The following is a 25,553-nucleotide window of genomic DNA, read 5'->3' on the forward strand; positions in this document are numbered from 1 at the left end:
CGTGAAGCCGGACGCGGCTTGCACCGCGACAGGGAGGCACCTATAGCGGTTGTGGGCCCTTCGCGGGCAGAGCCCGCTCCCACAGTTTCATGTAGCTGCGGCGCGAGCTGTGTCAGGAAGCGACGCGCTCCTTGTTGCGCCAATGCGGCAGGGAGTTCCAGTAGCGCTCGCCCTTGGCATCGTCGTACATGCCTTCCCAGCGCGAGATCACCAGCACTGCCAAGGCATTGCCGATCACGTTGAGCGCGGTGCGGGCCATGTCCATGATGCGGTCGACGCCGGCGATGAAGGCCAGGCCTTCGAGGGGGATGCCGACACTGCCCAGTGTTGCCAGCAGGACCACGAACGACACGCCCGGCACGCCGGCGATGCCTTTGGAGGTCACCATCAAGGTCAGCACCAGCATCAGCTGTTGCCCGATCGACAGGTCGATGCCATACAGCTGGGCGATGAACAACGCAGCGATGCTTTGATAGAGGGTCGAGCCATCGAGGTTGAACGAGTACCCGGTCGGTACCACGAAGCTGCTGATGGCCTTCGGTGCACCATAGGCTTCCATCTTCTCGATCACCCGCGGCAGTACGGTTTCCGAACTGGCCGTGGAATACGCCAGTACCAGCTCATCCTTGAAGATCCGGAACAGCTTGAAGACCGAAAAGCCGAACAGGCGTGCAATCAGGCCAAGCACGACGATGGCGAAGAACAGGATCGCCACGTAGACCAGCACCACCAGCTTGGCCAGGGGCAGCAGCGAAGCGAAGCCGAAGTTGGCCACCGTCACTGCAATCAGGGCGAAGACCCCGATGGGGGCGTAGTTCATGATCATGTGCGTGACCTTGAACATGGTTTCCGATACGCCCTGGAAGACCTTCACCAACGGCTCGCGTGTCTCGCCGGGCAGGCTCGACAGGCCAAGGCCGAACAACACCGAGAAAAAGATGATCGGCAGCATGTCGCCGCGCACGATCGAGGCGAACACATTAGAGGGAATCAGGTTGAGAAGTGTGGCCACGAACGCATGGTCATGCTGCACCTCGGCCGTAGTCTTCTGGTACTGCGAGATGTCCACGGTACCCAGGGTACTCATGTCGATGCCCACACCGGGCTGGAACAGGTTGGCCAGGCCCAGGCCGACCAGAATGGCCACCGTCGTCACCACCTCGAAGTAGAGGATGGTCTTGACGCCGATGCGGCCCAGCTTTTTCGCATCACCAACCCCGGCGATGCCGACGATCAGCGACGAGATCACAATGGGGATCACGATCATCTTGATCAGGCGGATGAAGATATCCCCTGCCGGCTGCAGGATGTTGCTGATCCACCAGGCCTTCTCGGCACTGAAATGGTTGAGCAATGCACCCAGTGCGATACCCAGTACCAAGCCGATGAGTATCTGCCAAGCGAGGCTCAGTTTTGCCTTCTTCATGTCGTTACCCTTTTTCCAAGTCAACTAGTGAGCGCCGCGCGGAAACCGAGCAGCCCTCCGTAGAGGCTTCGTCGCCCGTAGCGAAGCGCTTTGGCGAACGAAAAAAGGCGCAACTATTCCGATGCGTTGCAGCAGCGTCTAATGCCGGAAACGACTACCCCATGCAGAATCGGCATAATGTAATCGAGTGGATTTATCGCGCAAACGCCTTCGTTCGGATAGACGACTGGTCATGACAGGCGATTCGGGAGGTTTCAACGGATTGATAAGGCGGCATGACCCATTGCGTTCGAGAAACCGAACACGCAGTCAAGAATGTAGGAAAAGTATGAAACAAGATGAAAGGCAGCCAAGTTCGCCTGTATAGGCTCTGCGCAAGCCAGGGTACGCAATGGTCGTACATGGCTTGCGCAGCAGCTGTTGCCTGACCCGGCCCGGTTTGGAGGTCCTCCCTGTACCCCTAGGTCACTCCGAACCAACTGCATTCAGAACAACCCGACCCCATGGTCATGACCGACACCTTCTGAGTGCCGACCATTCGGGCCGGGTAGACCTGGCCCAATCTGTAAATCCATACCACGTTGCGCTACTTGCGCTGCATGCCACACCAATCAGGAAGTCAGTACCAGTTAGGGTCTTTCTTCAACTGTTCCATCAACATCTGCTGCATGCCGTCATCAGGCTTGCCGAGGAAGCGATAGGTGGCGTGACGTGTGGGCGACTTGTCAGCGGGCAAGCCTGCTGGCACCTGAACGTACAAGGCGTAGGCATCTTCCTTGTCCATGCTGAATGCCACCAACAATCGACCACTCTTGCAGCTGTCGGCGGTCTCGCACAGCGGGCCCACCAGATAGTTGTCGCCATCTTCGGCGACGGCAGTCATCTGCTCTGTCGAAACGCCGGACAGATTGATGATCCAATCCGGCACGCGTTCTTCGGATTTGATCACTGACTGCCAGGTGTCACGGTATTCGGCACCCGAGCTCAGAATTTCACTGACTCGGTTCTGACCGTCATTGGCGGCTATCGCCATGCTGCTGCCGACCAGCGACAGCGCCATGGCTATACCCTTGAGGGTCACGCTGGTCATGGTCAGCCTCGACCGCGACGGCCGAAAATGAACGAAACGACGAACAGCACCAGGAATACGACGAACAGGATCTTGGCGATGCCTGCTGCGGTGCCGGCGATACCACCGAAGCCCAGAACGGCGGCGATGATGGCGATGATCAGGAATGTGACTGCCCAACTCAGCATGGTGTATCTCCTTTACGATTTGTCGTGTTTTATCTGTTGATCAGATGCGTTACCCAAGCTCAGAACACCCAACTGCGAATGTGTTCAACCGGTTCGCTGGTTTGTACGCGTTCGATGTTTCCGGATTGCTTGTAGCCCACCCAGTGCGCACTGGCAGGATTGAGATGAGCCGTATCGACAAGACGCTCTTGAGACGGCAGGAGAAGCTCCTGCTGCTGCGAGGCTGCCCAGCTTGCATACTGCTGAACCGCCAACAACGTCACCAAAGCGGCCAGGACCAAGAACAATGCTTGGCGCATCGATTGGGACAGGGCGGACGCTTGAGCGGCTTGAGGACGGTTCATCCGGTAACTCCTTGAACTAGGATGGCGGCTGTACGTGTAATCTTGATACGGATATTGCAGCCTGCATGCCAACCTTTTTGTTCCAATAATTCCCCTTTAAATCAGTTACTTATAGACAATTTAAATTGCCGCTGGGTAGCAACCTGCACGATGAGCCCGTCAAGGTCGGGCTATTTGCACGATCAGATAATGGGCTTGGATATTTTCAGCAGATCGGCATCAACTCCGCGGACACCGCGAATGTTGCGCGCAACCTCGACCGCCAGGGTTTTCTGCTCGGAGCTGGCGACATCGCCCTTGAGCGTGACCATACCGGTACGGGTCTCCACGTCGATGCTCAGCCCGTCGAGATCGCGATTGAGTAGCAGGCTCGCCTTGATCTTGCTGGTGACCCACGTATCACTCAGCGCTTCCTCGGTTTTCTTCGCCTGGGTCTCGGCACGCGTGGTAGCCGTATCCGCCGCGCCGAGGCTGATCAGATTGTTCACCTGGTAGACGCCATCGGTATTGGTCGCCAGGGTGCCTGCCAACTGTTTCGCGTCGGCCGTCTGTGCCTGGCCTTTGAGCGTGACGACGCCATCAGCCGTGCTGACCACGATGTCCAATGCCTGAGTGCTGGTGTTCCACAGCAGCTTGGACTTGATGATTGCCGTGAGCGTGGCGTCTTCCAGATGTTGCGCGAACTGCTGCCGTTGATTGACGTGCTCAACCAACTCCGGATTCAAGGTGAGACGGTTGTCGACCTTGTCGATACCTTGGGTATTGAGCGCTACCTGCTCGGCCAGCTCGCGGTCGACTTCGTCTTCCACGGCGCCTGTCAGGGTGGCGGTGCCCTGGTCGACCTTCACGCCGAACTCGAAGCCGTTGAGCTGGCGATTCAAGGCCAATGCCGTCCAGATCGAGCCCTCTTGCCGGGCCGCCTGCAATTGCTGATCGAGACTGGCGGGGGCCGCCGCGGCCAACGACGAAAGGCTGACCAGGCCTGCGATGACGCTCGCCAACGTGAGTCGTTTGAAGCTGCTCATTCGTACTCTCCTCCAATTCAAGACAAACAGCTGATGTCGCAAGGCACATGCCAAACTTTTTACCTACTGAAAGCTCAGACATTTCATACAGTTAGAAATGTCATGAGCGAATAGCTACCATGCAGCCTGCCGAATCAATCAGAATTGACCATGCAAGCTGCCCGATCTTTCCGGGATCAACCAAGAAATTTCTCTAAGGAGCGTAGGAAAATGGAATCTGGCACGGAGCATAAAGGCCGCATTCTGCTGGTCGACGATGAGTCTGCCATCCTGCGTACCTTCCGCTATTGCCTGGAAGACGAAGGCTACAGCGTCGCGACGGCCAACAGCGCCAACCAGGCGGATACCCTGATGCAGCGTCAGGTCTTTGATCTGTGCTTCCTCGACCTGCGCCTGGGCGAAGACAACGGCCTCGATGTCCTGGCGCAGATGCGCGTGCAGGCGCCCTGGATGCGCGTCGTGATCGTGACCGCGCATTCGGCGGTGGATACTGCTGTGGACGCAATCCAGGCCGGTGCTGCCGACTATCTGGTCAAGCCTTGCAGCCCTGATCAGTTGCGTCTTGCGACCGCCAAGCAGCTTGAGGTACGCCAACTCTCGGCACGCCTCGAGGCACTCGAAGGCGAGGTGCGCAAGCCCAAGGACGGCCTGGACTCGCACAGCCCGGCGATGATGGTCGTGCTGGAAACCGCGCGTCAGGTGGCAGTCACCGATGCCAACATCCTGATCCTCGGCGAGTCGGGGACCGGCAAGGGCGAACTGGCACGGGCCATCCATGGCTGGAGCAAACGCGCCAAGAAAAGTTGCGTGACCATCAACTGTCCTTCCCTGACCGCCGAGCTGATGGAGAGCGAACTGTTCGGCCACAGCCGCGGCGCGTTCACCGGCGCCAGTGAAAGCACCTTGGGCCGGGTCAACCAAGCCGATGGCGGTACGCTGTTCCTCGACGAGATCGGCGACTTTCCGCTGACGTTGCAACCCAAGTTGCTGCGTTTCATTCAGGACAAGGAATACGAAAGGGTGGGTGACCCGGTCACGCGTCGCGCCGACGTGCGCATTCTGGCGGCGACCAACCTCAACCTCGAAGACATGGTTCGCGAGGGACGTTTTCGCGAAGACCTGCTGTATCGCCTGAACGTGATTACCCTGCACCTGCCGCCACTGCGCGAGCGCAGCGAGGACATTCTCACCCTGGCCGATCGTTTCCTAGCGCGCTTCGTCAAGGAATACGCGCGGCCTGCCCGTGGCTTCAGCGAAGAGGCCCGCGCCGCTCTGCTCAACTACCGCTGGCCGGGCAACATTCGTGAGCTGCGCAACGTGATCGAACGGGCCAGCATTATCTGCCCCCAGGAGCGCGTCGAGGTCAGCCATCTGGGCATGGCCGAGCAGCCTGCCAACAATGCGCCGCGCATCGGTGCCGCGCTGAGTCTGGACGAGTTGGAGAAGGCCCACATCGGTGCGGTGCTGGCCACCAGCGATACCCTGGATCAGGCCGCCAAGACCCTGGGCATCGACGCCTCGACGCTTTACCGCAAACGTAAACAGTACAACCTATGAAACTGGCCATGAAGCTGCATACCCGGCTGTTTCTCAGCATTTCGGCGCTGATTACCGTCGCGTTGCTGGGGTTGGTGCTGGGTCTGGTCAGCGTGATGCAGATGGCTGCTTCGCAGGAGAGCATGCTGCGCAGCCATTTCACCACCCTGGACCTGGGGCTCAAGATGCGCCAGAACCTGGGCGATCAACTGGTCATGATGCTGGACGCGAACCCGGACGCAGCGGGCATCGCTCAGGCACAGCAGCAGTTTCAGGCCCTGCTCGATGAAGGCATTGCGCACGAGCAAAGCCACAGTGCCCACTATGGCTTTCTGCAGTCCGCCGAAAACTTCCAGACCTTCGTGACGCAATACCGCGCCACGGCTACGCAACACTTGCCGTTGAGCCAGAACCCGCCCTTGAGCCAGGCGTTCAATACCTTGCGCACCGGTTTGATCGACTCCTACAAGGGCACCTTGCAAAGCATCGCGGCGCTGGAGCATGAGTCTCATCAGCGAGCGATGTGGGTGTCGGGCCTGCTCGGCCTGGTGGGGCTGGCGGTGCTCATCGTCGGCTACTTCACCGCGCACGGTATCGCCCGCCGTTTCGGTGAACCCATCGAAGCCTTGGCCAAGGCTGCAGACGATATCAGTCAGGGCAACTTCGACGTGCAACTGCCGGTGTCACCGGCGGCCGAACTCAATCGCCTGGCCAGCCGCTTCGGCACCATGGCCCACGCGCTGCGTCAGCACCAGGCGACCAACGTCGATGAGCTTCGCGCCGGTCAGCAACGGTTGCAGGCGGTCCTGGACAGTATCGACGACGGCTTGCTGATGATCGATCGGCAAGGTCAGCTGGAGCATTTGAACCCTGTGGCGCAGCGTCAGCTGGGCTGGGAAGACCATCGTCTGGGCCTGGGTCTGGGTGAGGCGCTGGGCAGACCGGACCTGGACGAGCAGCTGAACCTGATCCTGCGCGGCGGCAGCATGGAACGTGCGCTGGACGACCTGAGTTTCGATGTCGATGGAGAGGCGCGGCTGCTGTCGTACAGCCTGACGCCCGTGACCCACACCCAAGGCAATATCCTTGGCGCGGTCATGGTGCTGCACGATGTGACCGAGCAGCGCGCCTTCGCGCGCGTGCGCAGCGAGTTCGTCCTGCGTGCTTCCCACGAACTGCGTACGCCGGTGACGGGCATGCACATGGCCTTCGGGCTGTTGCAGGAGCGCGTGCATTTTCCCGAGCAGAGCCGCGAGGCGGACCTGCTCATGACGGTGAACGAAGAGATGCAGCGCTTGATGCAGTTGATCAATGACCTGCTCAACTTCTCTCGCTACCAGAACGGTCTGCAGAAGCTGGTATTGGCCCCCTGTGCGCTGGATGACCTGCTGCAACGCGCCTACGAGCGTTTCGCCAGCCGCGCCCATGAGCTGGGCATTACGCTGACCGTCGAGCTGACCGAAGGGCTGCCGCGCCTGCACGTGGATGCAGGGCAGCTGGATCGGGTGCTGGACAACCTGCTGGAAAATGCCCTGCGACATACCGCGGAAAACGGTCACATCCGCTTGCAGGCGCGTCGCCACGCCGAGCGGGTGATCATCAGCGTCGAAGACAACGGTGAGGGCATTGCCTACGGCCAGCAGGGGCGGATCTTCGAGCCTTTCGTGCAGGTGGGCCGCAAGAAGGGCGGAGCCGGTCTGGGCCTGGCGCTGTGCAAGGAAATCGTGCAACTGCACGGTGGCCGCATGGGCGTCTATTCACGGCCTGGGCAAGGCACCCAGTTCTACATGACCCTGTCGATCTAGGCGGACGTCGCGAGCGCTGTCCGCGCTCAGGCTTCGTCGCCCGCACGCCGGCCAGCGCGGCGCCGGCCCTTGGTGATCAGTTCCTTGAACTGGCGCGCATTCAACGCCTGTGCAAACAGCCAACCCTGGCCATAGTCGACGCCTTCGCTTTCGAGCAACAACGCCTGAGCCTCGTGCTCGATGCCTTCGGCGATCACGCGCAAGTCCAAGGCGTGGGCCATGCGAATGATATGGGGCGCCACACCACTGCTTTCAGCGTCATCGCCCAGGGCGTCGATGAACGCCTTGTCGATTTTCAGGCAGTCCACGGGCAGGCTTTGCAGGTAGGCCAGGCTGCAGTAGCCGGTGCCGAAATCATCGATCAATACCGTATGACCGACATCGCGAAGGGCCTGAAGGTTTTCGCGCGCCACGTCGACGTCGATCAGGGAACGTTCGGTAACCTCGAAGGCGATCTGCTCGGGTGCCACGCGATAGATCGCCAGCAGTTGGGCCACCACCTCACCGATACGCGGCACGGTGACGTCGCACGCGGCCAGGTTCACCGAGATGTACAGGTGCGGATTGGCTCGCAACAGGTGGCTGAGCTGCTCCAGCGACTGCTGCAGGACGAAGTCGGTGATCTGCCGGATCTGCCCGCTGTGCTCGGCCAATGGAATGAACAGCTCCGGGCTGGTGAGGGTACCGTCGGGTCGGCGCCAGCGTACCAAGGCCTCGGCACCGACACAGCGCCGATTGCTCAGATCGAAGATCGGCTGGTAGAGCACCTGCAGTTCCCCGCGACGCAACGCACCGTGCAACTCGCCACCCATCGAGCGGCGCTGAGTGATCAGCTGCAGGACCAGCCAGCCAATGCACAGGGCCACCACCAGGCTGACCGGAAACAGCAGCCACAATAGGGTATTGAATATGGGCAGTTCCTTGCTGCGCGGCGCGATCAGCACCAACTGAAAGTCCGGGGACTTGGTGGACATGCGGTAGATCAGCCGGTCCGACGTTACCTGCAGGGCATCGACCGCATCGGCGCGCCAGCCCGAGGCCGGCGGCCAGGGCTGCTCGGAGCCGAGCACGGGAATCGCCCGGCGGCCCTGATCCAGAACCACCAGCAGGCTGCCACCGGCGGGCAGATCGACCACATCGCTCAAGTGCCCTCGGGAGGTCGAGACCCGGAACGGCCCGCGTCCGAGCATCAGCGCGGCCCAGTTGTCATTGCGTTGGGTAGTGGTGTTGAGCCAATAACTGTAGGTGGAACCCTGGATGTCCGGGGGGCGACTCAGGCTGGCGACGTCCTTGCCACGGCGATTGGAGCAGCGCTGGGCGCCGTCGATGAACGCGGCCTCGAAAACGAAGCGGTTATCGAAGCCGATCTTCTCCAGGGCGTCCATCATCTGCGGGCCGCAATGGCGGACGGGTTGCGCCTGCAACGCATCGACCCCCTCGCGCAATTGACCGAACACCTGCTCCAGGCGCACCAGGAACCGTTCGCCGCTGGCATTCATCTGCTGCCTTTCGCTGAGCTGAAGCTGATGCATGATCAACGCGAAACTGGCCGCGAACAGCAACAGCGCGCTGGCCAGTGCGGCGAGCATGGCCAGCGCCCAAGGGCGGTACAGAAGACTGCGGAGCTGCGGGAAAACGGCGGCCATCGAGAATCATCCAGTCGGGGGCATCAATGTATAGCAACAGGATGGCGATTGGCCCGCGCTTTCGGGCCCATCAACGTGAAAGCCATCGTTACCTGCTGTTGAGCGCCTGCAGGATCGCGGCGCTTTGTGCATCGGGCTCGCCGTCGAAGCGTTGCGGGCGGAAGTGCATCTGGAACGCCGCGATCACATGCCGCGTGGCGATGTCCAGCTCGCCGCTCTGGACCACGTTGTAACCCAGTCGGGCCAGCTGCTGCTGATACCAGGAGATGCTTGGCGGGCTGACCTGGAAACGCGCCTGATTGCGCGCCACGGCTTGCGCATCGGGCCAGATGCCCAGGCCCTGCTCGGCCAGGCGCTGCCAGGGAAACATCGGCCCCGGATCGGTCTTGCGCAACGGGGCGATATCACTGTGGCCGATGATGTTGCGCGGGGCGATACCGTTGCGCTGGACGATATCCTTGAGCAGCGCGATCACCGCCTGGATCTGCGCTTCGCTGTAGGGGTACCAGACACGACCGTTCGGGGTGTCCTTGTAGCCGGGGTTGACGATTTCGATGCCGATGGAGCTGGAGTTGAGCCAGGTCCGGCCATCCCACTGGCTGTCGCCGGCATGCCAGGCACGCTGGCTCTCGTCCACCAATTGGTAGACCGTGGCCGAGCGATCGCCGATCAGGTAGTGACTGCTGACTTCCCCGTGGGTCAGCAATTGCAGGGACCGCGCCTCGTCAGCCGAGGTGTAGTGCAGCACCACGAATTGCACGCGGTTGTCGTGATTCGCGGAAGGGTGACTGCGATCGATGCTCAAACCGTTCGAGCAACCGGCCAGCACCAGCAAAGATAGGGCAACTAGGAGCAACTTCATGGGAGGGTCACATGCAGGTTGTAGGAAAAGAGCGTGAGCATAGCCTAGCTGGTGGCTCGGATTGAGGTGACATGCATGACGCCTCGTTGCCGAATGTTGCGTACACGTTCGAGGCAGGCTCAGGGCGCCTGTTCGATCTGGTTGCGTCCAGTTTCCTTGGCACGGTACAGCGCCTGGTCGGCACGCTTGAGCACCTGACTGGCGTTTTCACCTGATTTGAACACTGCCACACCGGCGGACATCGTCACGGTGACGCGCTCGCCCTTGAAATGGAAAGGGCATTGCTCCACCGCTGCACGCAGGCGTTCGAGCAAGCGACTGCCGCCGCTCAGATCGCTGCCGGGCATCAGCAGGGCGAACTCCTCGCCACCGAAGCGGGCGATGAAATCGTCACCGCGCAGGCCCTTGCGCAGGACATTGGCGATGATCTTCAGAACCTTGTCGCCGGCCTGATGGCCATAGGTGTCGTTGATCGATTTGAAATGGTCCAGGTCCAGAATGGCCAGCAGCAGGCCCGTGCCGGTTTGTTGCAGGCGCCCATGCTCCAGCGCCAGCCGCTCGTTCCAGGCGGCTCGGTTGGGCAAGCCGGTGAGCGGGTCGAGCAACGCCTTGTGGCGTTGCTGTTCGAGCTTGTCGCGGTAATCGAGCGCTTCGCGCTCCATACTGGTCACTCGCTCGCCGAGACCGTGCAGACGCGCGGCGATTTCCTGCTCGCGGGCCTCACGCTGCAGACGGTGCTGTTCCATGCTGGCCAGCAGGCCTTCGAGGCGGCTTTCCAGCACTTGCTTGAGGCCGTCGATATCGGTGGCGCCGCGCATGCTGGTCTGCAGACCGTCGACGTGTTCGCGCAATACATCGTCCAGCGCCAGGGCGGCACTGCGCGACTCGACATGGTCGCCATGGGTGAGCTGCAACTGACGCTGAAAATTCTCCAAGCGTTGATTGAGCTGCTGCAGGTAGCGCTCGAATTCCTGCTGGCTGCCGTCGTTGACGGCCAGCATCAATATGGCGAGCTCATCGAGCACCGGCAACAGCTCATACCAGTTCAGCCCACGCTGGATGCGCGCGTGCATGGCCTGGGCCTGAGCCATATAGCGCTCGGGCAGGGTCAATTCGCTCAGCAGTTCGAGCAAAGTGGTTTCGATGTGGCTGGCCACGCTGCTATAGGGCGGTTCAAGGCTGGCGGGCAAGGCGTAGAAGGCCTGCTCGTCGGTCAAGTCGCTGTCGAGCACTTCCATCTGTTCGATGGGCTGCTCGGTGGACTGTTCGGTCGGCTCGGTGATGGCGGGCGATGCGACGGCCTCGGCATCGCTGACTACAGGCTCCACAGTGCCAGTGCTGCGAGCGAGCAGGATTGGATGGGGCTCTACGGGTTGAACGCGAACGGGCTCAGGCTCGGCACCGGATGACAACTGTACTGGGGGTGCTTCCGGTGCTTCTTGTACTTCTGCCACTTCGGGCACTTCGGGCTTTGCCATAGCTGCTGGAGGCACCGAGTCTGGCACCGGCGACCCATCCTGCATGGGCCGGAGCGAGCCTGCATCGACCGCATCGGGACTGCCGAACAGACGCTGCAGCAAGCCCGCCCGCTGCGCGCGCAACGGTCGGTCGAGGGTATTGAGTGCCCGCTCTTGCAAACCACTGAGCTCGCTGAGCAGCAGCGGCATCTCGCGTGCCTGGCCGGCGCGCTCCTCCAAGCCGTGGGCAAGCTTCTTCAAGGGTTTGCTGATGTCGCGCGGCAAGGGTAGCGATTGCAGCTGGGTGACCAACGCCCCCAGTGCGGTGCCGATCTGCTGGACACGGGACTGACGCCGCTGTTCGGACTCCAGCACTGCGGTTTCCAGGCGTGGGATCAACGCGGCCAGCTTGGCATCCATGTCCTCGCCACGCAGTACTTCGCGCATTTCCTTCATGCACGCGTCCACCGCGCGGTCGCTGCCCTCGGCGGCCAGACTGCTGCGCACCAGACCCCGACGCAGCAGGTCGAGCCGAGCGTTCCAGCGCCGCTCGAGCTTTTCCTGCTGGTCGATGCTGTGCAGGTATTTCTCTTTCCAGCGCTGGCTGTCGTCGCTCATGGCAAGGGCTGCTCGTTGACCTGCAGCTCACGCCCACCCGCGATGGGCACGCTGCGAAAACGTCGTATCGCGGGTGTCGCCGCTTACTTGGCAGCGCGTTCCTTGGCGATCAGCTGGTCGGCCACGTTCAAGGTCTGCTCCGGACCACCGGCGGTGCCCAGGTCGAAGCGATACTTGCCGTTGACGATCATGGTCGGCACGCCGGAGATTTCGTACTTCTTGGCCAGCTCTTTGGCCTTGGCGATCTGGCCCTTGATGGCGAAGGAGTTGAACGTCTGCAGGAACTTGTCCTTGTCCACGCCCTGGGTGGCGACGAATTCGGCCATCTCCTGAGGGTCGGTCAGGCGCTTGTGTTCCTTCTGGATGGCGTTGAACACGGCGTTGTGGACCTTGTGCTCCACACCCATCGCTTCAAGGGTCAGGAACAGCTGGCCATGGGCGTCCCAAGGGCCGCCGAACATGGCAGGAATACGCACGAAGTTGACGTCGGCCGGCAGCTTCTCGACCCATGGATTGATGGTCGGTTCGAACGCGTAGCAGTGCGGGCAGCCGTACCAGAACATTTCGACGACTTCGATCTTGCCAGGCTCGGCCACAGGCACCGGGGCGCTCAATTGAACGTAGGTCTTGCCGGCTTCCAGCGGCACATCCGCCGCCTGGGCGGTAACGCCCATGGCACTGGCGACAACGAGAAAGGCGCCGAAAATCAGATTACGCATGCGTGACTCCTGAGCAGTTTCATACAAGGGACGGATCGGTGTGAGCACCGGACCTGCCTGATGGAGGCGGGTAGTGTAACGGCAGTGATGTCAAAAAAGGGTAGACGGGAAGGGCGTTTGCACTAATTTCATTGCGCAATGGATGCAACACGGCGTGAGCGAACCGCAAGGGCGGACCTGATCCTGACCCGAATCGTATGGCTTCAACGTAGCGCCTGGATATACGCTGCCAGGGCCGCGATATCGTCATCGTTCAGTTTGGCCGCAATCCGATGCATGATCGGCGCCGCAGCGTCGTCACCCTGACGGAAATCGGTCAAGCGCTTGATCAGGTAGGGTGCGTGCTGCCCGCCCAGCCGGGGAAAGCCGGCAAGCGCAGCGCCGGCGCCGTCCGGGCTGTGGCAAGCGCTGCAGGCGGGCAGCCCCACGGCAAGGTCGCCGCCGCGATAGAGGTCCTGACCACGCTGCGGCGCGGCGGCCTGGGCTTCGCCAGGGGTCGGCTTCTGGCTGGCGTACCAGTTGGCAATGTCGAGCAGATCCTGATCGCTGAAGCCGGCCAGCGTGCCGGCCATCTCCGGGACCACGCGACGGTTGTCGCGGATGTCCAGCAACTGCTGGTTCAGATAGCGCTCGCCCTGGCCGGCCAACGCTGGAAAGATCGGCACCAGGCTGTTGCCGCTGGGACCATGGCACGCCGCGCACAGGGTCGTCAGCGGCTGACCTCGGGCGCCATCGCCCACCAGCTCGGCAGCGCTCGCCGCACCGCTGGCCAGCAGGGCGCCGAGCAGGCCCATCACACGTATTGCGCTCATCGACTGATCCAACCAGGGTGAAGTTCGCAGCCTGCCGTACCCCACGGCAGGCCTGGATGCATTATGCCTGTGCGCACGCCATTGCCGGCAAAATCACCCACATATTGCCCAGCCCTATATACTTCGCTGCATCGTTCTTGCGGCCTGTGCATCGGGCCCTGCCTCTACCGGAAATCACATGCAACTCAAAAACCCCATCCTGGGCCTGTGCCAACAGGCTACCTTTTCGCTCAGCGCTGCCAAGGTCGACCAGTGCCCCGATGACGAAGGGTTCGAGGTCGCGTTTGCCGGCCGCTCCAACGCCGGCAAGTCCAGCGCCTTGAACACCCTGACCCACGCCAGCCTGGCGCGCACGTCGAAAACCCCGGGCCGCACGCAGTTGCTCAACTTCTTCAATCTGGACGAAGACCGCCGCCTGGTCGACCTGCCGGGTTACGGCTACGCCAAGGTGCCGATCCCGCTCAAGCAGCACTGGCAGCGTCACCTGGAGGCGTACCTGGGCAGCCGTGAAAGCCTCAAGGGGCTGATTCTGATGATGGACATCCGCCATCCGATGACCGACTTCGACCTGCTGATGCTGGACTGGTCGGTGGCCAGCCACATGCCCATGCACATTCTGCTGACCAAGGCCGACAAGCTGACCTATGGCGCGGCCAAGAACACGCTGCTCAAGGTTCAGGCGGAAATTCGCAAGGGCTGGGGCGATGCGGTGAGCATCCAGTTGTTCTCTGCGCCCAAGCGTCTGGGTCTGGAAGAGGCCTACACGGTGCTTGCGCGCTGGATGGAGTTGCCGGACAAGGACAGCGCCGAAGCCTGAACAGAAAAGCCAGGCAAAAAAAACCCCGGACTTCGTATGGGGAGGGGGAAGTCTGGGGCTCAAGGTCCGAACCGCTGAGGGTCCGGATATCTGCCAACACTTAACACAACATAGGAGCATCGAAAGGCTTCACCAGCCAATCCCAATATCTGACTGAGGATGGCCGGCGGAGTTCCTCGGTAGATGCAAACTATTTGCACTAAGTCGTTGGTTTCATGTGAAGTTCAGGGTTTCATGATTGCTGGCATCGGGCCAGGTCTGTTCGCGGCCACTGACCGCTCCTACGAGAGACAGGTCTGTTCGCGGCCACTGACCGCTCCTACGGAAAATCGGTGTGTAGGAGCGGCCAGTGGCCGCGAAGCAGCCGACACGGTGTCGAATCAGTGCGCCTCGTCCCAGTTGGAGCCCACGCCCACTTCCACCAGCAGGGGCACGTCCAGCTGCGCAGCGCCGCTCATGTGCGGACGGATCTGGGTGCCGATCTGTTCGACCAGATCTTCGCGTACTTCCAGCACCAGTTCATCGTGCACCTGCAGGATCACCCGCGCATCCAGCCCGCTGTCGGCCAGCCAGGTGTCCACGGCGACCATGGCGCGCTTGATGATGTCTGCCGCCGTGCCCTGCATCGGGGCGTTGATCGCGGTGCGTTCGGCGCCGCGGCGCAGGGCCGGGTTCTTGGCATTGATGTCCGGCACATACAGCCGGCGGCCGAACAGGGTTTCGACGAAGCCCTGCTCGGCGGCCTGGGCGCGGGTGCGCTCCATGTACTCGAGCACGCCGGGGTACTGGGCGAAATAGCGATCGATGTAGGCCTGCGATTGCTTGCGATCGACGCCGATCTGCTTGGCCAGGCCGAACGCGCTCATGCCGTAGATCAGGCCGAAGTTGATCGCCTTGGCGCTGCGTCGCTGGTCGGTGGTGACCTGAGCCAGGTCCACACCGAACACTTCCGCTGCCGTGGCGCGGTGCACGTCCAGATCGTTCTGGAAGGCATGCAGCAGGCCTTCGTCCTTGGCGAGGTGGGCCATGATGCGCAGTTCGATCTGGGAATAGTCGGCAGCCAGCAGACGATACCCCGGCGCGGCGATGAACGCCTGACGGATGCGGCGGCCTTCGGCGGTGCGGATCGGAATGTTCTGCAGGTTCGGATCACTGGATGACAGGCGCCCGGTGGCAGCGACCGCCTGATGGTAGGAGGTATGGATACGCCCGGTGCGCGGGTTGATCTGCTCCGGCAGACGGTCGGTGTAGGTGCTCTTGAGTTTGCTCATCGAGCGGTACTGCATCAGCACCTTGGGCAGCGGGTAATCCTGCTCGGCCAGTTCGGCAAGCACCGCTTCGGCCGTGGAAGCCTGGCCCTTGGCCGTCTTGGAGATGATCGGCAGACCGAGTTTCTCGTAGAGAATCACACCCAGCTGCTTGGGCGAGCCCAGGTTGAACTCTTCACCGGCGATCTCGAACGCTTCGCGCTCCAGGGCGACCATCTTTTCGCCCAGCTCCACGCTCTGGATACCCAGCAGCTTGGCATCCACCAGTGCGCCTTGGCGCTCGATGCGCGCCAGCACCGGCACCAGCGGCATTTCGATGTCCTGCAGCACGGGCATGAGGCTGGGCACGGCGTCCAGCTTGGCCTGGAACAGCTGGTGCAGGCGCAGGGTGATGTCGGCGTCTTCGGCGGCGTAGGGGCTGGCCTGTTCCAGAGCGATCTGGTCGAAGGTCAGCTGCTTGGCGCCCTTGCCGGCGATGTCGGCGAACTTGATGGTGGTGTGGTTCAGGTACTTGAAGGCCAAGCTGTCCATGTCGTGCCGCGTCGCGGTGGAGTCGAGCACGTAGGATTCGAGCATGGTGTCGAAGGCCACGCCGCGAACCTCGATGCCGTTTTCCTGCACGCCGCCAATCGCACAGTTGGCCAGGATGTTCATGTCGTACTTGGCGTGCTGCCCGACCTTGAGCTTGCGCGGGTCTTCGAGCAGCGGCTTGAGTGCCAGCAGTACGGTGTCGCGGTCGAGCTGCTCGGGCACGCCCATGTAGGAATGGGTCAACGGAATGTAGGCCGCTTCGTGCGGTTCGACTGCAAAGGAAATGCCCACCAATTGCGCGCGCTGTGCGTCCAGGCCGGTGGTCTCGGTATCGAAGGCGAACAGGCTGGCCTGTTCGAGCTTCTCCAGCCAGACATCGAAACGGGCCTGATCGAGAATCGTCTCGTAGCGGACCTCGATGGCGGCCACCGGCTCCTGCACCGGGGCCAGTTCCTCACCGGCGCGCCGGGCGTCGCGCTCGACGTCTTCGATCCAGCTGCGGAATTCAAGCTCGCTGTAGATTTCCAGCAGGGCGTCGCGGTCCGGCTCGGTGCACATCAGCTGATCGACTTCGACGTCCAGCGGCACGTCGATCTTGATGGTCGCCAATTCGTACGAAAGAAAGGCCATCTCCCGGTGCTCTTCCAGCTTGGCCGGCAACGACTTGGCGCCGCGAATGGCCAGGGTCGGGACCTTGTCGAGGTTCTCGTAGAGCTCCTTGAGGCCACCGCCGATGCCGGTGAGCAGGCCTTGAGCGGTTTTCTCGCCCACACCGGGAACACCGGGAATGTTGTCCACCTTGTCGCCCATCAGGGCCAGAAAATCGATGATGTGCTCGGGGCCGACGCCGAATTTCTCTTTCACGCCTTCGATGTCCAGCACGCTGCCGGTCATGGTGTTGACCAGCGTGATGTGGCCATCGACCAGCTGCGCCATGTCCTTGTCACCGGTGGAAATGACCACCGGCCGATCCGCGGCCGCGCTGCTGCGGGCCAGGGTACCGATCACGTCGTCCGCTTCGACATTGTCCACGCATAGCAACGGGTAGCCCAGCGCGCGGACCGCCGCGTGCAAGGGTTCGACCTGCACCCGCAGGTCGTCGGGCATGCTGGGTCGGTTGGCCTTGTAGTCGACGTACATGGCATCGCGGAAGGTCCCGCCCTTGGCGTCAAATACTACGGCGAACGGGCTGTCCGGATACTGTCGGCGCAGGCTCTTGAGCATGTTCAGCACGCCCTTCACGGCGCCCGTGGGCATGCCCTTGGAGGTGGCCAGCGGCGGCAGAGCGTGGAAAGCGCGGTACAGATAGGAGGAACCGTCCACCAGGACGAGAGGAGCTTTGCTCATGAGCAGAATCAACCTTTTCGGCGAGCTCGGCGTTAGAATGCCCCGAGCTGTGACCACAAGAACCATGTCAACAAGAACTGTGACAACAAAGGGACAAGGTTATCATGCGCAATGTAAAACGCCTGTTGCTCGCGACACTGCTGCTGAGCAGCCCGCTGATGGTCCAGGCTGCTGACGATGCGCCTTCGGCCGATCCGGACGTGACCATTCGCCAGGACGGCGACAAGACCATTCAGGAGTACCGCCAGAACGGCTTCCTGTACGCCATCAAGATCACCCCGAAGCACGGCAAGCCGTACTTTCTGGTGCGCGCCGATGGCACCGACGACAATTTCATCCGCTCCGACCAGCCGGACATGTTGATCCCGGCCTGGAAGATCTTCGAGTGGTGAGGCTGTAATTTTCAATTCAACCGGGCGCCGCCGTTGTGGCGCCAGTATGGGCAAATCTACGACATGTCTGTGTTTACACCCTTGACCCGCGCCGAGCTCGAAACCTTTCTGGCCCCTTATGGCCTTGGCCGTCTGCGGGACTTCCAGGGGATTGCCGCCGGTACCGAGAACAGCAACTTTTTCATCAGCCTGGAGCAGGGTGAATACGTACTGACTCTGGTAGAGCGCGGGCCGACTCAGGATTTGCCGTTCTTCATCGAACTGCTCGATGTGCTGCACGACGCGCAGCTGTCGGTGCCCTATGCCTTGCGCACCACCGACGGGGTCGCGCTGCGTACCCTTGCCGGCAAACCGGCCCTGCTGCAGCCGCGCCTGGACGGTCGGCATGTGCAGGCACCGAACAACCAGCACTGCGTTCAGGTAGGCGAGTTGCTGGCGCACATTCATACGGCAACCCTGGACGCACCCCTGGTACGCCGAACCGACCGTGGCCTGGACTGGATGCTGGAGGAGGGCGAAAAGCTGGTCGCTGGCCTCGACGCGGCGGCTGCCGAATTACTGCGTCCGGCCCTGGCCGAGATCCAGGCGCATCACGCGCAGATCCTGGCGCTGCCGCAGGCCAACCTGCACGGCGATCTGTTCCGTGACAACGTGATGTTCGAAGGCACGCACCTGACCGGCGTGATCGATTTCTACAATGCTTGCTCGGGGCCAATGCTCTACGACCTGGCGATCACCGTGAACGACTGGTGCTCGGACGAGCAGGGTGCGCTGGATGCGCCACGGGCGCGGGCGTTGCTGGGTGCCTATGCGGCGCTGCGGCCGTTCACCGCAGCCGAAGCGCAGCTCTGGCCGCTGATGTTGCGCGTGGCCTGTGTGCGTTTCTGGCTGTCGCGCTTGATCGCGGCGCAGTCGTTTGCCGGGATGGATGTGCTGATTCACGATCCCAAGGATTTTCAGGATCGCTTGGGGTTGCGGCAAAAGGTTGGGGTGGCGTTGCCGTTTGCTTTTTAGCTCCCGAGATCGTGGGGCGGCCTTCGCGGGCAGAGCCCGCTCCCACAGGAACCTGCTTCTGGCATGAACCCTCTCTCACAGGGCAGGGGTTCAGGCTTGTGGGAGGAGCGTCAGAGCTTTTCCAGGCAGCCGGCGAGGTTGTCGGCCAGGTTGGCCAGCAGGGTCTCGTAGCCCGTCGCCGTGGCCTCGTCGAAACCGCCCAGGGCGTCCAGTTCGGCCAGGGTCACCGGCAGGCCGGCGGTCAGGGTCTGCGCCAGCTTGGGGCGCATCGGCGGCTCGCTGAACACGCACGTCTTGCCCACTTCCTGCAGCCGCTGGCGCATTGCGGCGACATGCTGCGCGCCCGGTTGCACTTCGGCTGCCACGGCAAATACGCCCGTATGCTTGAGGCCATAGGCCTCCTCGAAATAATCGAAAGCCTCGTGGAAGACGAAATAGGGCTTGCCCTGGATACCCGCCACCCGCGCGGCCAGGCGGGTGTCCAGTGCATTCAGACGTTGCGTGAACGCCGCCAGGTTGGACTGGTAGCGGGGCGCATTGGCCGGATCGGCCGCGGACAGGTCGGCGGCCATGCGCGTGGCGATCACCCGGGCGTTGACGGTGGAAAGCCACAGGTGGGCGTCCAGCGTGCCTGGGCGATGGTCGTGATCGTGGTCCGACGCTTCCTCGGCGTGGGAGTGACTGTCCTCGGCGAAATGGCGCAGATGCAGCCCCGGCAGCGTCTGGATGGTCACCGTGGGCTTCTGCCGAGTCTCCAGGACGCGCGGCAGAAAGCCTTCCATGTCCGGGCCGATCCAGTACAGCAGATCGGCGTCGCCTACCCGGCGTACGTCTGATGGTCGCAGCGCATAGTGGTGCGGCGAGGCGCCGGGCGGCAGCAGTACTTCAGGCTGGCCCACGCCGTCCTGCACGGCGGCTGCGATCAGCTGCACCGGCTTGATGCTGGTCAGTACACGCACCTGGGCCTGTGCCGGCAGGGCGGTCATGCAAGCGGCGAGCAAACCGATGGAAAGAGCAAAAATACGAACCACAATGGACACTCTCGGGGGCAAGAACAGGTAACATAATAACGTCTCTATCAGAATTCGTCGCCGCTCATGTCCAAAACACCGCTGGCCAGCCGTCCCCACGACCACTCCCATTGCGTCCATCACGCACTGAGCGAGGCCGATGCCTTGTGCCTGAAACAGGGCCTGCGTTTGACTGCCTTGCGCCGTCGCGTACTGGAGCTGGTCTGGCAAAGCCACAAGCCGCTGGGCGCCTACGACATTCTCGCCGTGCTCAGCGAACAGGATGGCCGTCGCGCAGCGCCGCCCACGGTCTATCGCGCCCTGGACTTTCTGCTCGACAACAACCTGGTGCACCGCATTGCTTCGCTCAACGCCTTCATCGGCTGCAACCATCCCGAGCACGCCCACCAAGGCCAGTTCCTGATCTGCCGCACCTGCCATGTGGCCGTGGAACTGGAGCACAAGACCATCAGCGATGCCATCGTCGAGAGCGCGCAGGGTATCGGCTTCGCCGTCGAGGGGCAGACCGTGGAAGTGGTCGGCCTGTGCGCGGCCTGCCGGGGGGCGTGATGAGCGAAGCCTTGATCCGCTTGGACCAGGTGAGCGTGGAGTTCGCCGGCCAACGTGTGCTCGATAACATCCATCTGTGCGTGCAGCCTGGGGAGATCGTCACCTTGATCGGCCCCAACGGCGCCGGCAAGACCACCCTGGTGCGTGCCGTGCTCGGTTTGCTCAAGCCCGACTCGGGCAGCGTCTGGCGCAAGCCTCGGCTGCGCATCGGCTACATGCCGCAGAAGCTGCACGTGGACCCGACCCTGCCGCTGTCCGTGCTGCGTTTCCTGCGCCTGGTGCCGGGTGTGGACCGCGCGCGCGCCCTGGCGGCGCTGGAGGAAGTGGGGGCCGCCCAGACCATCGACAGCCCGATTCAGACGGTCTCCGGCGGTGAAATGCAGCGCGTGCTGCTGGCGCGAGCGCTGCTGCGCGAGCCCGAACTGCTGGTGCTCGACGAGCCGGTGCAAGGCGTCGACGTGGCCGGCCAGGCCGAACTCTATGCACTGATCACACGCCTGCGCGAGCGCCATGGCTGCGGCGTGCTGATGGTGTCCCACGACCTGCATCTGGTCATGAGCACCACCGATCAGGTGGTTTGTCTGAACCGCCACGTCTGCTGTTCCGGTCATCCTGCGCAGGTCAGCGGCGATCCGGCCTTCGTCGAGCTGTTCGGCAGCCACGCGCCGAGCCTGGCGATCTATCACCATCATCACGACCACGCCCACGACCTGCATGGCGGCGTGGTCAGTGACACTCACGTACACGGAGACAGCTGCAAGCATGGCTGATTTTTTACTGTATGCCTTGCTGGCAGGCCTTTCCCTGGCAGTGGTCGCGGGACCGCTGGGTTCGTTCGTGGTCTGGCGCCGCATGGCCTATTTCGGCGATACCTTGTCCCATGCGGCCCTGCTCGGCGTAGCCCTGGGCTTCGTGCTCGACATCAGCCCGGCGCTGGCGGTAACGGTCGGCTGCCTGCTGCTGGCGATATTGCTGGTGACGCTGCAGCAACGCCAGCCGCTGGCCTCGGACACCCTGCTGGGGATCCTGGCGCCGAGCACCCTGTCGCTGGGCCTGGTGGTACTGAGCTTCATGCATGACGTGCGCATCGACCTGATGGGGTATCTGTTCGGTGATCTGTTGGCGATCAGTGCGACCGACCTGTACTGGATCGTCGGCGGCAGCGTGGCCGTGCTGGGGCTGTTGATCGCCCTGTGGCGGCCATTGCTGGCGATCACCGTTCACGAAGAGCTGGCACGCATCGAAGGGCTGCCCGTGGCAGGTCTGCGTATGGCCTTGATGCTGTTGATCGCCGTGGTGATCGCGGTGGCGATGAAGATCGTCGGCGTATTGCTGATCACTTCATTGCTGATCATTCCGGCGGCGGCCGCCCAACGCCATGCACGCTCGCCCGAGCAGATGGCACTGGGCGCCAGCGTGCTGGGGGTCATCGCGGTGTGTGCCGGGTTGGCGCTCTCGTGGTTCAAGGACACCCCGGCCGGGCCGTCGATCGTGGTGAGTGCTGCGGTGTTGTTTCTGCTGAGTTTTGCGTTGCCCAAGCGGTAGGGCGCGTCAGGCGCGAGTCGCTATGACCTGTAGACCTCGCGCCGATTGCCCAATTGAACGACCAGAACTCGCAGCGCCCCATCCTGGATGTCACAGATCACTCGGAAATCCCCAACCCGATATCGCCACAAACCACCCAGCGGCCCCGTGAGTGCCTTGCCAGTGCTCCGTGGATCATCCCGACCGCCAATGCGCTCATCCATGAAATCGAGGATACGCCTGGCTGCCTGCTTGTCGAGTTTGCGCAATTGCGTTTTGGCCGTGTCGGTGTAATCAATCGTCCAGACCAAGGTCTTTCCTCAAGTCCGCTGCCGAATGCACACCCTCCTGACCTCTACGGACACGCTCCAGAACGTCCGCTGCCAGGTAGTAGTCCTCCAGGTCGGCCAGGCCATTGTCGATAATTTCGCGCAGGTAATACGCTTTGGTGCGCCCGGTGCTACTTGCCAGAAAATCGAGGCGCTGCTCGGTTTCCGGAGCCAATCGAATAGAGGTGGGCATGACAGAAACTCCCGTGTGATACGTGTATTCACTGTATCACACAAAGGTTGTGTTCAAGAATGGACGCGGCATGTCACAACAAAGGGATCATGGGGAAGCGATTTTTGGCGTCCATATTTTCGCCGACACCCCCACGGTGTAGACTTGGCCGTTTTTTGGGCAAATAGAGAGTCGCAGCAATGAAGCCGTTCGCCTCCCGTTATCTGCTACTTGCCACACTTTCCCTGCTGTTGACCGCTTGCCAGACTTCGTCGCGCGACCCTGCCGCTGACGCAGGTCCCGATGCCTGGCAACAGCTGGAAACCAACATCGCCAGCAGCGAGCTGGCCACGGCTGAAGATCAGTTGGTCAAGCTGCAGGCCCAGGCTCCGCAGGATCCGCGCGTCAACGAGGCGCAGCGGCAATTGGCCGAGGCCTATCTGCAGCGCAGCCAGGTGATGCTGCAGAAGGGTGACGTCAATGCGGCGGCCACCGCGCTGGGCCGTGCTCGCGTGTTGATGCCTCAGGCACCGGCCCTCATCGGTGGCGTCAATGGCGCGATCGCCCAGGCGCGCAAGGCCGAGCTGGAAAAAGCCGAAGCGGCCCTGAAAGCGGCCGAAGCGCGGCCGAAGGCCTTGGTGCTGGATCCGAACGCCGGTGTTTCAGCAGTGCCTTTGAAGATGCACAGCGCACCTCAGTTGCGCGCACAGATGCGCGACATCGCGACCGACGTCGTTCATTACCAATGTGATGTGATCATTCAGGTGGCCCAACCAGGCGAATATCGCCGGCTGGAAGCGCTGCTCAAGCAGCGCGTCAGCGAACAGTTGCCAGAAATGCAACTGAAGGTCGGTCGCCGTGTGGTGCACGGACAACCGACCCAAGTGGTGCTTATACCGCGCCGTTAAGCCGGAATGGCTTTGGCGGCAGGTTCACGATCCCACACGCGATGCTTGGCGATCGCAGCGATGAACGCCTTGATGGTGCTGTCATCGTCGCCCACCAGCAGACCGGCATCTTCCTGCAGGCGCAGCGCTTCGAGCAGCGCCTTGCCATCCTTGCTGACACCGATTGCCTTGAGGTGCTTGTAGGCTTCGAGCAGGTAGTGCAAGGCCACGCCATCGGCACTCAGTGCCTTGATCGAATCCGCGCCACCTGGCACCCACACTGCGTCGAAAGCCACCGACGGCAGACCTTCCTGGGAAGCGTCGACTGCCAAAGTCTGGCCGTCGGCAGTCTTGACCGGTGCGCTGGTCGGGCCCAGAACCTTGGCGTGTGCGCCTTCGGCCTTGAGCGCCTTCTGTAGAGCAGCGACCGCTTTGCCATCCACACCGTTGGCGACCAGGATCGCCACCTTGCGGCTCTTGATGTCGCCCGACAGCAGGTTGGTCTGGCTCAGCGCAGGCGATTCCTTCAGCGAAGAAGGCTTGACCGATACGGTGCCCTTGGTCGGCGCAGGCAGACCCAGGTTGGCTGCAACGCGCGAAGCCAGTTCCAGATCGATGTTGGCCAGGATTTCGTTGACCTGACGGGCACGAATGTACTCGCGCTCGACCTTGCCCAATTCGAAGCTGTAGGCCGCGATGATGTGCTCTTTCTCGGCATGGCTCATGCTGTTGAAGAACAGCGTGGCTTGCGAGAAGTGGTCGGAGAACGATTCGCTGCGCTCGCGGACCTTGTGTGCGTCGACACGCTCGGGATAGGTCTCGAAGCCGCCATCGATCGGTGCCGATGGAGTTTCCTTCGGCCAGCCACCGTCAATGGAGTTTGGCTCGTAGGACGCACGGCCCTTGTCGATGCGGGTGCGGTGCTGGGCATCACGCTGACCGTTGTGGTTCGGCGCGATCGGACGGTTGATCGGGATCTCGTGGAAGTTCGGCCCACCGAGACGGCTGATCTGGGTATCGGTGTAGGAGAACAGGCGACCCTGCAACAGAGGATCGTTGCTGAAGTCGATACCGGGAACGATGTGGCCCGGGCAGAAGGCAACCTGTTCGGTTTCGGCGAAGTAGTTGTCCGGGTTGCGGTCCAGGACCATGCGGCCCAGCGGAGTGACCGGGACCAGCTCTTCGGGAATGATCTTGGTCGGGTCGAGCAGGTCGAATTCGAACTTGTGTTCGTCTTCTTCCGGCACGATCTGCACGCCCAGTTCCCATTCCGGGTAGTCACCCATCTCGATGGATTCCCACAGGTCGCGGCGGTGGAAATCGGTGTCCTTGCCGGCCAGTTTCTGCGCTTCGTCCCAGACCAGCGAGCAGGTGCCGAACTTTGGCTTCCAGTGGAACTTGACGAACGTTCCCTTGCCTTCGCCGTTGACGAAACGGAAGGTGTGGATACCGAAGCCCTGCATGGTACGCAGGCTTTTCGGAATCGCACGGTCGGACATGGTCCACAGCACCATGTGCGCAGACTCAGGCACCAGCGAGACGAAGTCCCAGAAGGTATCGTGAGCGGAACCGCCGGTCGGGATCTCGTTGTGTGGCTCAGGCTTCACGGCGTGAACGAAGTCGGGGAACTTGATCGCGTCCTGAATGAAGAAGACCGGCATGTTGTTGCCGACCATGTCGAAGTTGCCTTCGTCGGTGTAGAACTTCACGGCGAACCCACGCACGTCGCGCACGGTGTCACCCGAGCCGCGTGGACCCTGCACGGTGGAGAAGCGGACGAAGACCGGGGTCTTCTTCGCCGGGTCGCGCAGGAAGCCAGCCTTGGTCAGAGCCGAATGGTCTTCGTAGGTCTCGAAGAAGCCATGGGCAGCAGTACCGCGGGCGTGGACGATACGCTCCGGGATGCGTTCGTGGTCGAAGTGCGTGATCTTCTCACGCATGATGAAGTCTTCGAGCAAGGACGGGCCGCGTGCGCCGGCTTTGAGGGTGTTCTGGTTATCGCTGATCTTCACGCCATGGTTGGTGCGCAGCGCTTGTCCGGTGCCATCGGCACGGAACTGCTCGAGCGATTCCAGTTTGGCGTTGGTGTTCTGACGATCCAGGGTGTCGGTGCCAGCCGCTTCGCTCTTGCCGGCAGGGGGGGTCTTGTTGCTCATCGGGCCTTAACTCCTTGGTTCACGGCAGT

Annotated in this window: 24 protein-coding genes; 9 read left to right on the top strand and 15 right to left on the bottom strand. The window is 62.1% G+C overall.

Features of this window, described 5'->3' with window-relative positions; all coding sequences use genetic code 11:
- Positions 1-112: 112 nt before the first annotated feature.
- From gltP to QMX89_RS03775, 5 genes are all read right to left on the bottom strand, one after another.
- Positions 113-1,426, bottom strand: coding sequence for a glutamate/aspartate:proton symporter GltP (gene gltP, locus QMX89_RS03755; protein ID WP_282346975.1), 1,314 nt, complete (start codon positions 1,424-1,426; stop codon positions 113-115).
- Positions 1,427-2,045: 619 nt separating this feature from the next.
- Positions 2,046-2,516, bottom strand: coding sequence for an inhibitor of vertebrate lysozyme family protein (locus tag QMX89_RS03760; RefSeq protein ID WP_282346976.1), 471 nt, complete (start codon positions 2,514-2,516; stop codon positions 2,046-2,048).
- A 2-nt stretch (positions 2,517-2,518) separates the two neighbouring features.
- Positions 2,519-2,683 carry a DUF1328 domain-containing protein gene (locus QMX89_RS03765; protein ID WP_043191899.1) on the bottom strand — a complete coding sequence of 55 codons (165 nt, stop codon included), beginning with the start codon at positions 2,681-2,683 and terminating at the stop codon, positions 2,519-2,521.
- Between the two features lie 59 nt (positions 2,684-2,742).
- Entirely contained in the window at positions 2,743-3,027 is a 285-nt protein-coding gene (locus QMX89_RS03770; RefSeq protein WP_282346978.1) for a hypothetical protein, read from the bottom strand.
- 182 nt (positions 3,028-3,209) lie between these two features.
- Positions 3,210-4,052 carry a BON domain-containing protein gene (locus QMX89_RS03775; RefSeq protein ID WP_056844897.1) on the bottom strand — a complete coding sequence of 281 codons (843 nt, stop codon included), beginning with the start codon at positions 4,050-4,052 and terminating at the stop codon, positions 3,210-3,212.
- A 210-nt stretch (positions 4,053-4,262) separates the two neighbouring features.
- Here QMX89_RS03775 and algB point away from each other — a divergent pair, with 210 nt between their 5' ends.
- Both algB and QMX89_RS03785 read left to right on the top strand, forming a co-directional pair.
- Positions 4,263-5,609 carry a sigma-54-dependent response regulator transcription factor AlgB gene (gene algB / locus QMX89_RS03780; protein WP_049860524.1) on the top strand — a complete coding sequence of 449 codons (1,347 nt, stop codon included), beginning with the start codon at positions 4,263-4,265 and terminating at the stop codon, positions 5,607-5,609.
- Positions 5,606-7,393, top strand: coding sequence for a KinB sensor domain-containing domain (locus tag QMX89_RS03785; protein WP_282346984.1), 1,788 nt, complete (start codon positions 5,606-5,608; stop codon positions 7,391-7,393). Before algB ends, QMX89_RS03785 begins: the two co-directional genes overlap by 4 nt.
- A 26-nt stretch (positions 7,394-7,419) precedes the next feature.
- Here the strand turns inward: QMX89_RS03785 and QMX89_RS03790 are convergent, their stop codons facing one another.
- The 5 genes from QMX89_RS03790 to QMX89_RS03810 form a co-directional block, all read right to left on the bottom strand.
- Positions 7,420-9,039, bottom strand: coding sequence for an EAL domain-containing protein (locus tag QMX89_RS03790; RefSeq protein ID WP_049860522.1), 1,620 nt, complete (start codon positions 9,037-9,039; stop codon positions 7,420-7,422).
- An 88-nt stretch (positions 9,040-9,127) separates the two neighbouring features.
- Positions 9,128-9,901, bottom strand: a complete 774-nt coding sequence (locus QMX89_RS03795; protein ID WP_282346987.1) for an N-acetylmuramoyl-L-alanine amidase — start codon at positions 9,899-9,901, stop codon at positions 9,128-9,130.
- Positions 9,902-10,020: 119 nt separating this feature from the next.
- Positions 10,021-11,976 (bottom strand): diguanylate cyclase, encoded by a 1,956-nt coding sequence (locus tag QMX89_RS03800; protein ID WP_282346989.1) that lies wholly within the window; start codon positions 11,974-11,976, stop codon positions 10,021-10,023.
- 83 nt (positions 11,977-12,059) lie between these two features.
- Positions 12,060-12,695: a thiol:disulfide interchange protein DsbA/DsbL gene (locus tag QMX89_RS03805; protein WP_056844893.1), complete on the bottom strand. Its 636-nt coding sequence runs from the start codon at positions 12,693-12,695 to the stop codon at positions 12,060-12,062.
- A 203-nt stretch (positions 12,696-12,898) separates the two neighbouring features.
- On the bottom strand, positions 12,899-13,507 hold the full coding sequence (locus QMX89_RS03810; RefSeq protein WP_282346993.1) for a c-type cytochrome: 609 nt from the start codon (positions 13,505-13,507) through the stop codon (positions 12,899-12,901).
- Between the two features lie 178 nt (positions 13,508-13,685).
- Here QMX89_RS03810 and yihA point away from each other — a divergent pair, with 178 nt between their 5' ends.
- Positions 13,686-14,324, top strand: coding sequence for a ribosome biogenesis GTP-binding protein YihA/YsxC (gene yihA / locus QMX89_RS03815; RefSeq protein WP_049860517.1), 639 nt, complete (start codon positions 13,686-13,688; stop codon positions 14,322-14,324).
- 380 nt (positions 14,325-14,704) lie between these two features.
- On the opposite strand, the gene polA is transcribed toward yihA, so the two are convergent.
- Complete coding sequence (gene polA / locus QMX89_RS03820; RefSeq protein ID WP_282346995.1) at positions 14,705-17,470, bottom strand: DNA polymerase I; 2,766 nt, start codon at positions 17,468-17,470, stop codon at positions 14,705-14,707.
- A gap of 104 nt (positions 17,471-17,574) precedes the next feature.
- On the opposite strand from polA, the gene QMX89_RS03825 reads away from it, so the two are divergent.
- A complete protein-coding gene (locus tag QMX89_RS03825) occupies positions 17,575-17,862 on the top strand; it encodes a DUF2782 domain-containing protein (RefSeq protein WP_282346996.1) in 288 nt (95 codons plus the stop codon).
- Positions 17,863-17,925: 63 nt separating this feature from the next.
- Positions 17,926-18,876: a homoserine kinase gene (locus QMX89_RS03830; RefSeq protein WP_049860555.1), complete on the top strand. Its 951-nt coding sequence runs from the start codon at positions 17,926-17,928 to the stop codon at positions 18,874-18,876.
- A 110-nt stretch (positions 18,877-18,986) separates the two neighbouring features.
- Here QMX89_RS03830 and QMX89_RS03835 read toward each other — a convergent pair whose 3' ends face one another.
- Positions 18,987-19,907, bottom strand: a complete 921-nt coding sequence (locus QMX89_RS03835) for a zinc ABC transporter substrate-binding protein ZnuA (protein ID WP_049860554.1) — start codon at positions 19,905-19,907, stop codon at positions 18,987-18,989.
- Between the two features lie 66 nt (positions 19,908-19,973).
- Between QMX89_RS03835 and zur the strand changes: the two genes are divergently transcribed.
- The 3 genes from zur to znuB are packed head-to-tail and all read left to right on the top strand — an operon-like array spanning position 19,974 to position 22,001.
- A complete protein-coding gene (zur, locus tag QMX89_RS03840) occupies positions 19,974-20,456 on the top strand; it encodes a zinc uptake transcriptional repressor Zur (RefSeq protein WP_049860514.1) in 483 nt (160 codons plus the stop codon).
- Positions 20,456-21,226: a zinc ABC transporter ATP-binding protein ZnuC gene (gene znuC / locus QMX89_RS03845; protein ID WP_049860553.1), complete on the top strand. Its 771-nt coding sequence runs from the start codon at positions 20,456-20,458 to the stop codon at positions 21,224-21,226. Before zur ends, znuC begins: the two co-directional genes overlap by 1 nt.
- Positions 21,219-22,001, top strand: coding sequence for a zinc ABC transporter permease subunit ZnuB (gene znuB / locus QMX89_RS03850; protein WP_049860513.1), 783 nt, complete (start codon positions 21,219-21,221; stop codon positions 21,999-22,001). Before znuC ends, znuB begins: the two co-directional genes overlap by 8 nt.
- Before the next feature lie 20 nt (positions 22,002-22,021).
- On the opposite strand, the gene QMX89_RS03855 is transcribed toward znuB, so the two are convergent.
- Both QMX89_RS03855 and QMX89_RS03860 read right to left on the bottom strand, forming a co-directional pair.
- Positions 22,022-22,291 carry a type II toxin-antitoxin system RelE/ParE family toxin gene (locus QMX89_RS03855; RefSeq protein ID WP_049860512.1) on the bottom strand — a complete coding sequence of 90 codons (270 nt, stop codon included), beginning with the start codon at positions 22,289-22,291 and terminating at the stop codon, positions 22,022-22,024.
- On the bottom strand, positions 22,275-22,502 hold the full coding sequence (locus tag QMX89_RS03860; protein ID WP_282347003.1) for a CopG family transcriptional regulator: 228 nt from the start codon (positions 22,500-22,502) through the stop codon (positions 22,275-22,277). Before QMX89_RS03860 ends, QMX89_RS03855 begins: the two co-directional genes overlap by 17 nt.
- 179 nt (positions 22,503-22,681) lie before the next feature.
- Between QMX89_RS03860 and QMX89_RS03865 the strand changes: the two genes are divergently transcribed.
- Entirely contained in the window at positions 22,682-23,389 is a 708-nt protein-coding gene (locus tag QMX89_RS03865; protein WP_282347005.1) for a PA5502 family lipoprotein, read from the top strand.
- Here the strand turns inward: QMX89_RS03865 and katE are convergent.
- Complete coding sequence (gene katE / locus QMX89_RS03870) at positions 23,386-25,524, bottom strand: catalase HPII (protein ID WP_049860509.1); 2,139 nt, start codon at positions 25,522-25,524, stop codon at positions 23,386-23,388. The two genes, QMX89_RS03865 and katE, sit on opposite strands and share 4 nt — an antisense overlap.
- Between the last annotated feature and the right edge of the window lie 29 nt (positions 25,525-25,553).

The sequence above is a fragment of the Pseudomonas sp. PS01301 genome, assembly GCF_029960215.1.
In the GTDB taxonomy this organism is placed as follows: domain Bacteria; phylum Pseudomonadota; class Gammaproteobacteria; order Pseudomonadales; family Pseudomonadaceae; genus Aquipseudomonas; species Aquipseudomonas coleopterorum.

Coding starts and splice junctions, on each gene's coding strand:
- znuB (WP_049860513.1), top strand. CDS start 21,219: ATGGCTGATTTTTTACTGTATGCCTTGCTGGCAGGCCTTTCCCTGGCA.
- zur (WP_049860514.1), top strand. CDS start 19,974: ATGTCCAAAACACCGCTGGCCAGCCGTCCCCACGACCACTCCCATTGC.
- QMX89_RS03825 (WP_282346996.1), top strand. CDS start 17,575: ATGCGCAATGTAAAACGCCTGTTGCTCGCGACACTGCTGCTGAGCAGC.
- QMX89_RS03785 (WP_282346984.1), top strand. CDS start 5,606: ATGAAACTGGCCATGAAGCTGCATACCCGGCTGTTTCTCAGCATTTCG.
- polA (WP_282346995.1), bottom strand. CDS start 17,470: ATGAGCAAAGCTCCTCTCGTCCTGGTGGACGGTTCCTCCTATCTGTAC.
- yihA (WP_049860517.1), top strand. CDS start 13,686: ATGCAACTCAAAAACCCCATCCTGGGCCTGTGCCAACAGGCTACCTTT.
- QMX89_RS03790 (WP_049860522.1), bottom strand. CDS start 9,039: ATGGCCGCCGTTTTCCCGCAGCTCCGCAGTCTTCTGTACCGCCCTTGG.
- QMX89_RS03760 (WP_282346976.1), bottom strand. CDS start 2,516: ATGACCAGCGTGACCCTCAAGGGTATAGCCATGGCGCTGTCGCTGGTC.
- znuC (WP_049860553.1), top strand. CDS start 20,456: ATGAGCGAAGCCTTGATCCGCTTGGACCAGGTGAGCGTGGAGTTCGCC.
- QMX89_RS03860 (WP_282347003.1), bottom strand. CDS start 22,502: ATGCCCACCTCTATTCGATTGGCTCCGGAAACCGAGCAGCGCCTCGAT.
- QMX89_RS03795 (WP_282346987.1), bottom strand. CDS start 9,901: ATGAAGTTGCTCCTAGTTGCCCTATCTTTGCTGGTGCTGGCCGGTTGC.
- QMX89_RS03830 (WP_049860555.1), top strand. CDS start 17,926: ATGTCTGTGTTTACACCCTTGACCCGCGCCGAGCTCGAAACCTTTCTG.
- katE (WP_049860509.1), bottom strand. CDS start 25,524: ATGAGCAACAAGACCCCCCCTGCCGGCAAGAGCGAAGCGGCTGGCACC.
- QMX89_RS03865 (WP_282347005.1), top strand. CDS start 22,682: ATGAAGCCGTTCGCCTCCCGTTATCTGCTACTTGCCACACTTTCCCTG.
- algB (WP_049860524.1), top strand. CDS start 4,263: ATGGAATCTGGCACGGAGCATAAAGGCCGCATTCTGCTGGTCGACGAT.
- QMX89_RS03805 (WP_056844893.1), bottom strand. CDS start 12,695: ATGCGTAATCTGATTTTCGGCGCCTTTCTCGTTGTCGCCAGTGCCATG.
- gltP (WP_282346975.1), bottom strand. CDS start 1,426: ATGAAGAAGGCAAAACTGAGCCTCGCTTGGCAGATACTCATCGGCTTG.
- QMX89_RS03765 (WP_043191899.1), bottom strand. CDS start 2,683: ATGCTGAGTTGGGCAGTCACATTCCTGATCATCGCCATCATCGCCGCC.
- QMX89_RS03810 (WP_282346993.1), bottom strand. CDS start 13,507: ATGAGCGCAATACGTGTGATGGGCCTGCTCGGCGCCCTGCTGGCCAGC.
- QMX89_RS03770 (WP_282346978.1), bottom strand. CDS start 3,027: ATGAACCGTCCTCAAGCCGCTCAAGCGTCCGCCCTGTCCCAATCGATG.
- QMX89_RS03775 (WP_056844897.1), bottom strand. CDS start 4,052: ATGAGCAGCTTCAAACGACTCACGTTGGCGAGCGTCATCGCAGGCCTG.
- QMX89_RS03800 (WP_282346989.1), bottom strand. CDS start 11,976: ATGAGCGACGACAGCCAGCGCTGGAAAGAGAAATACCTGCACAGCATC.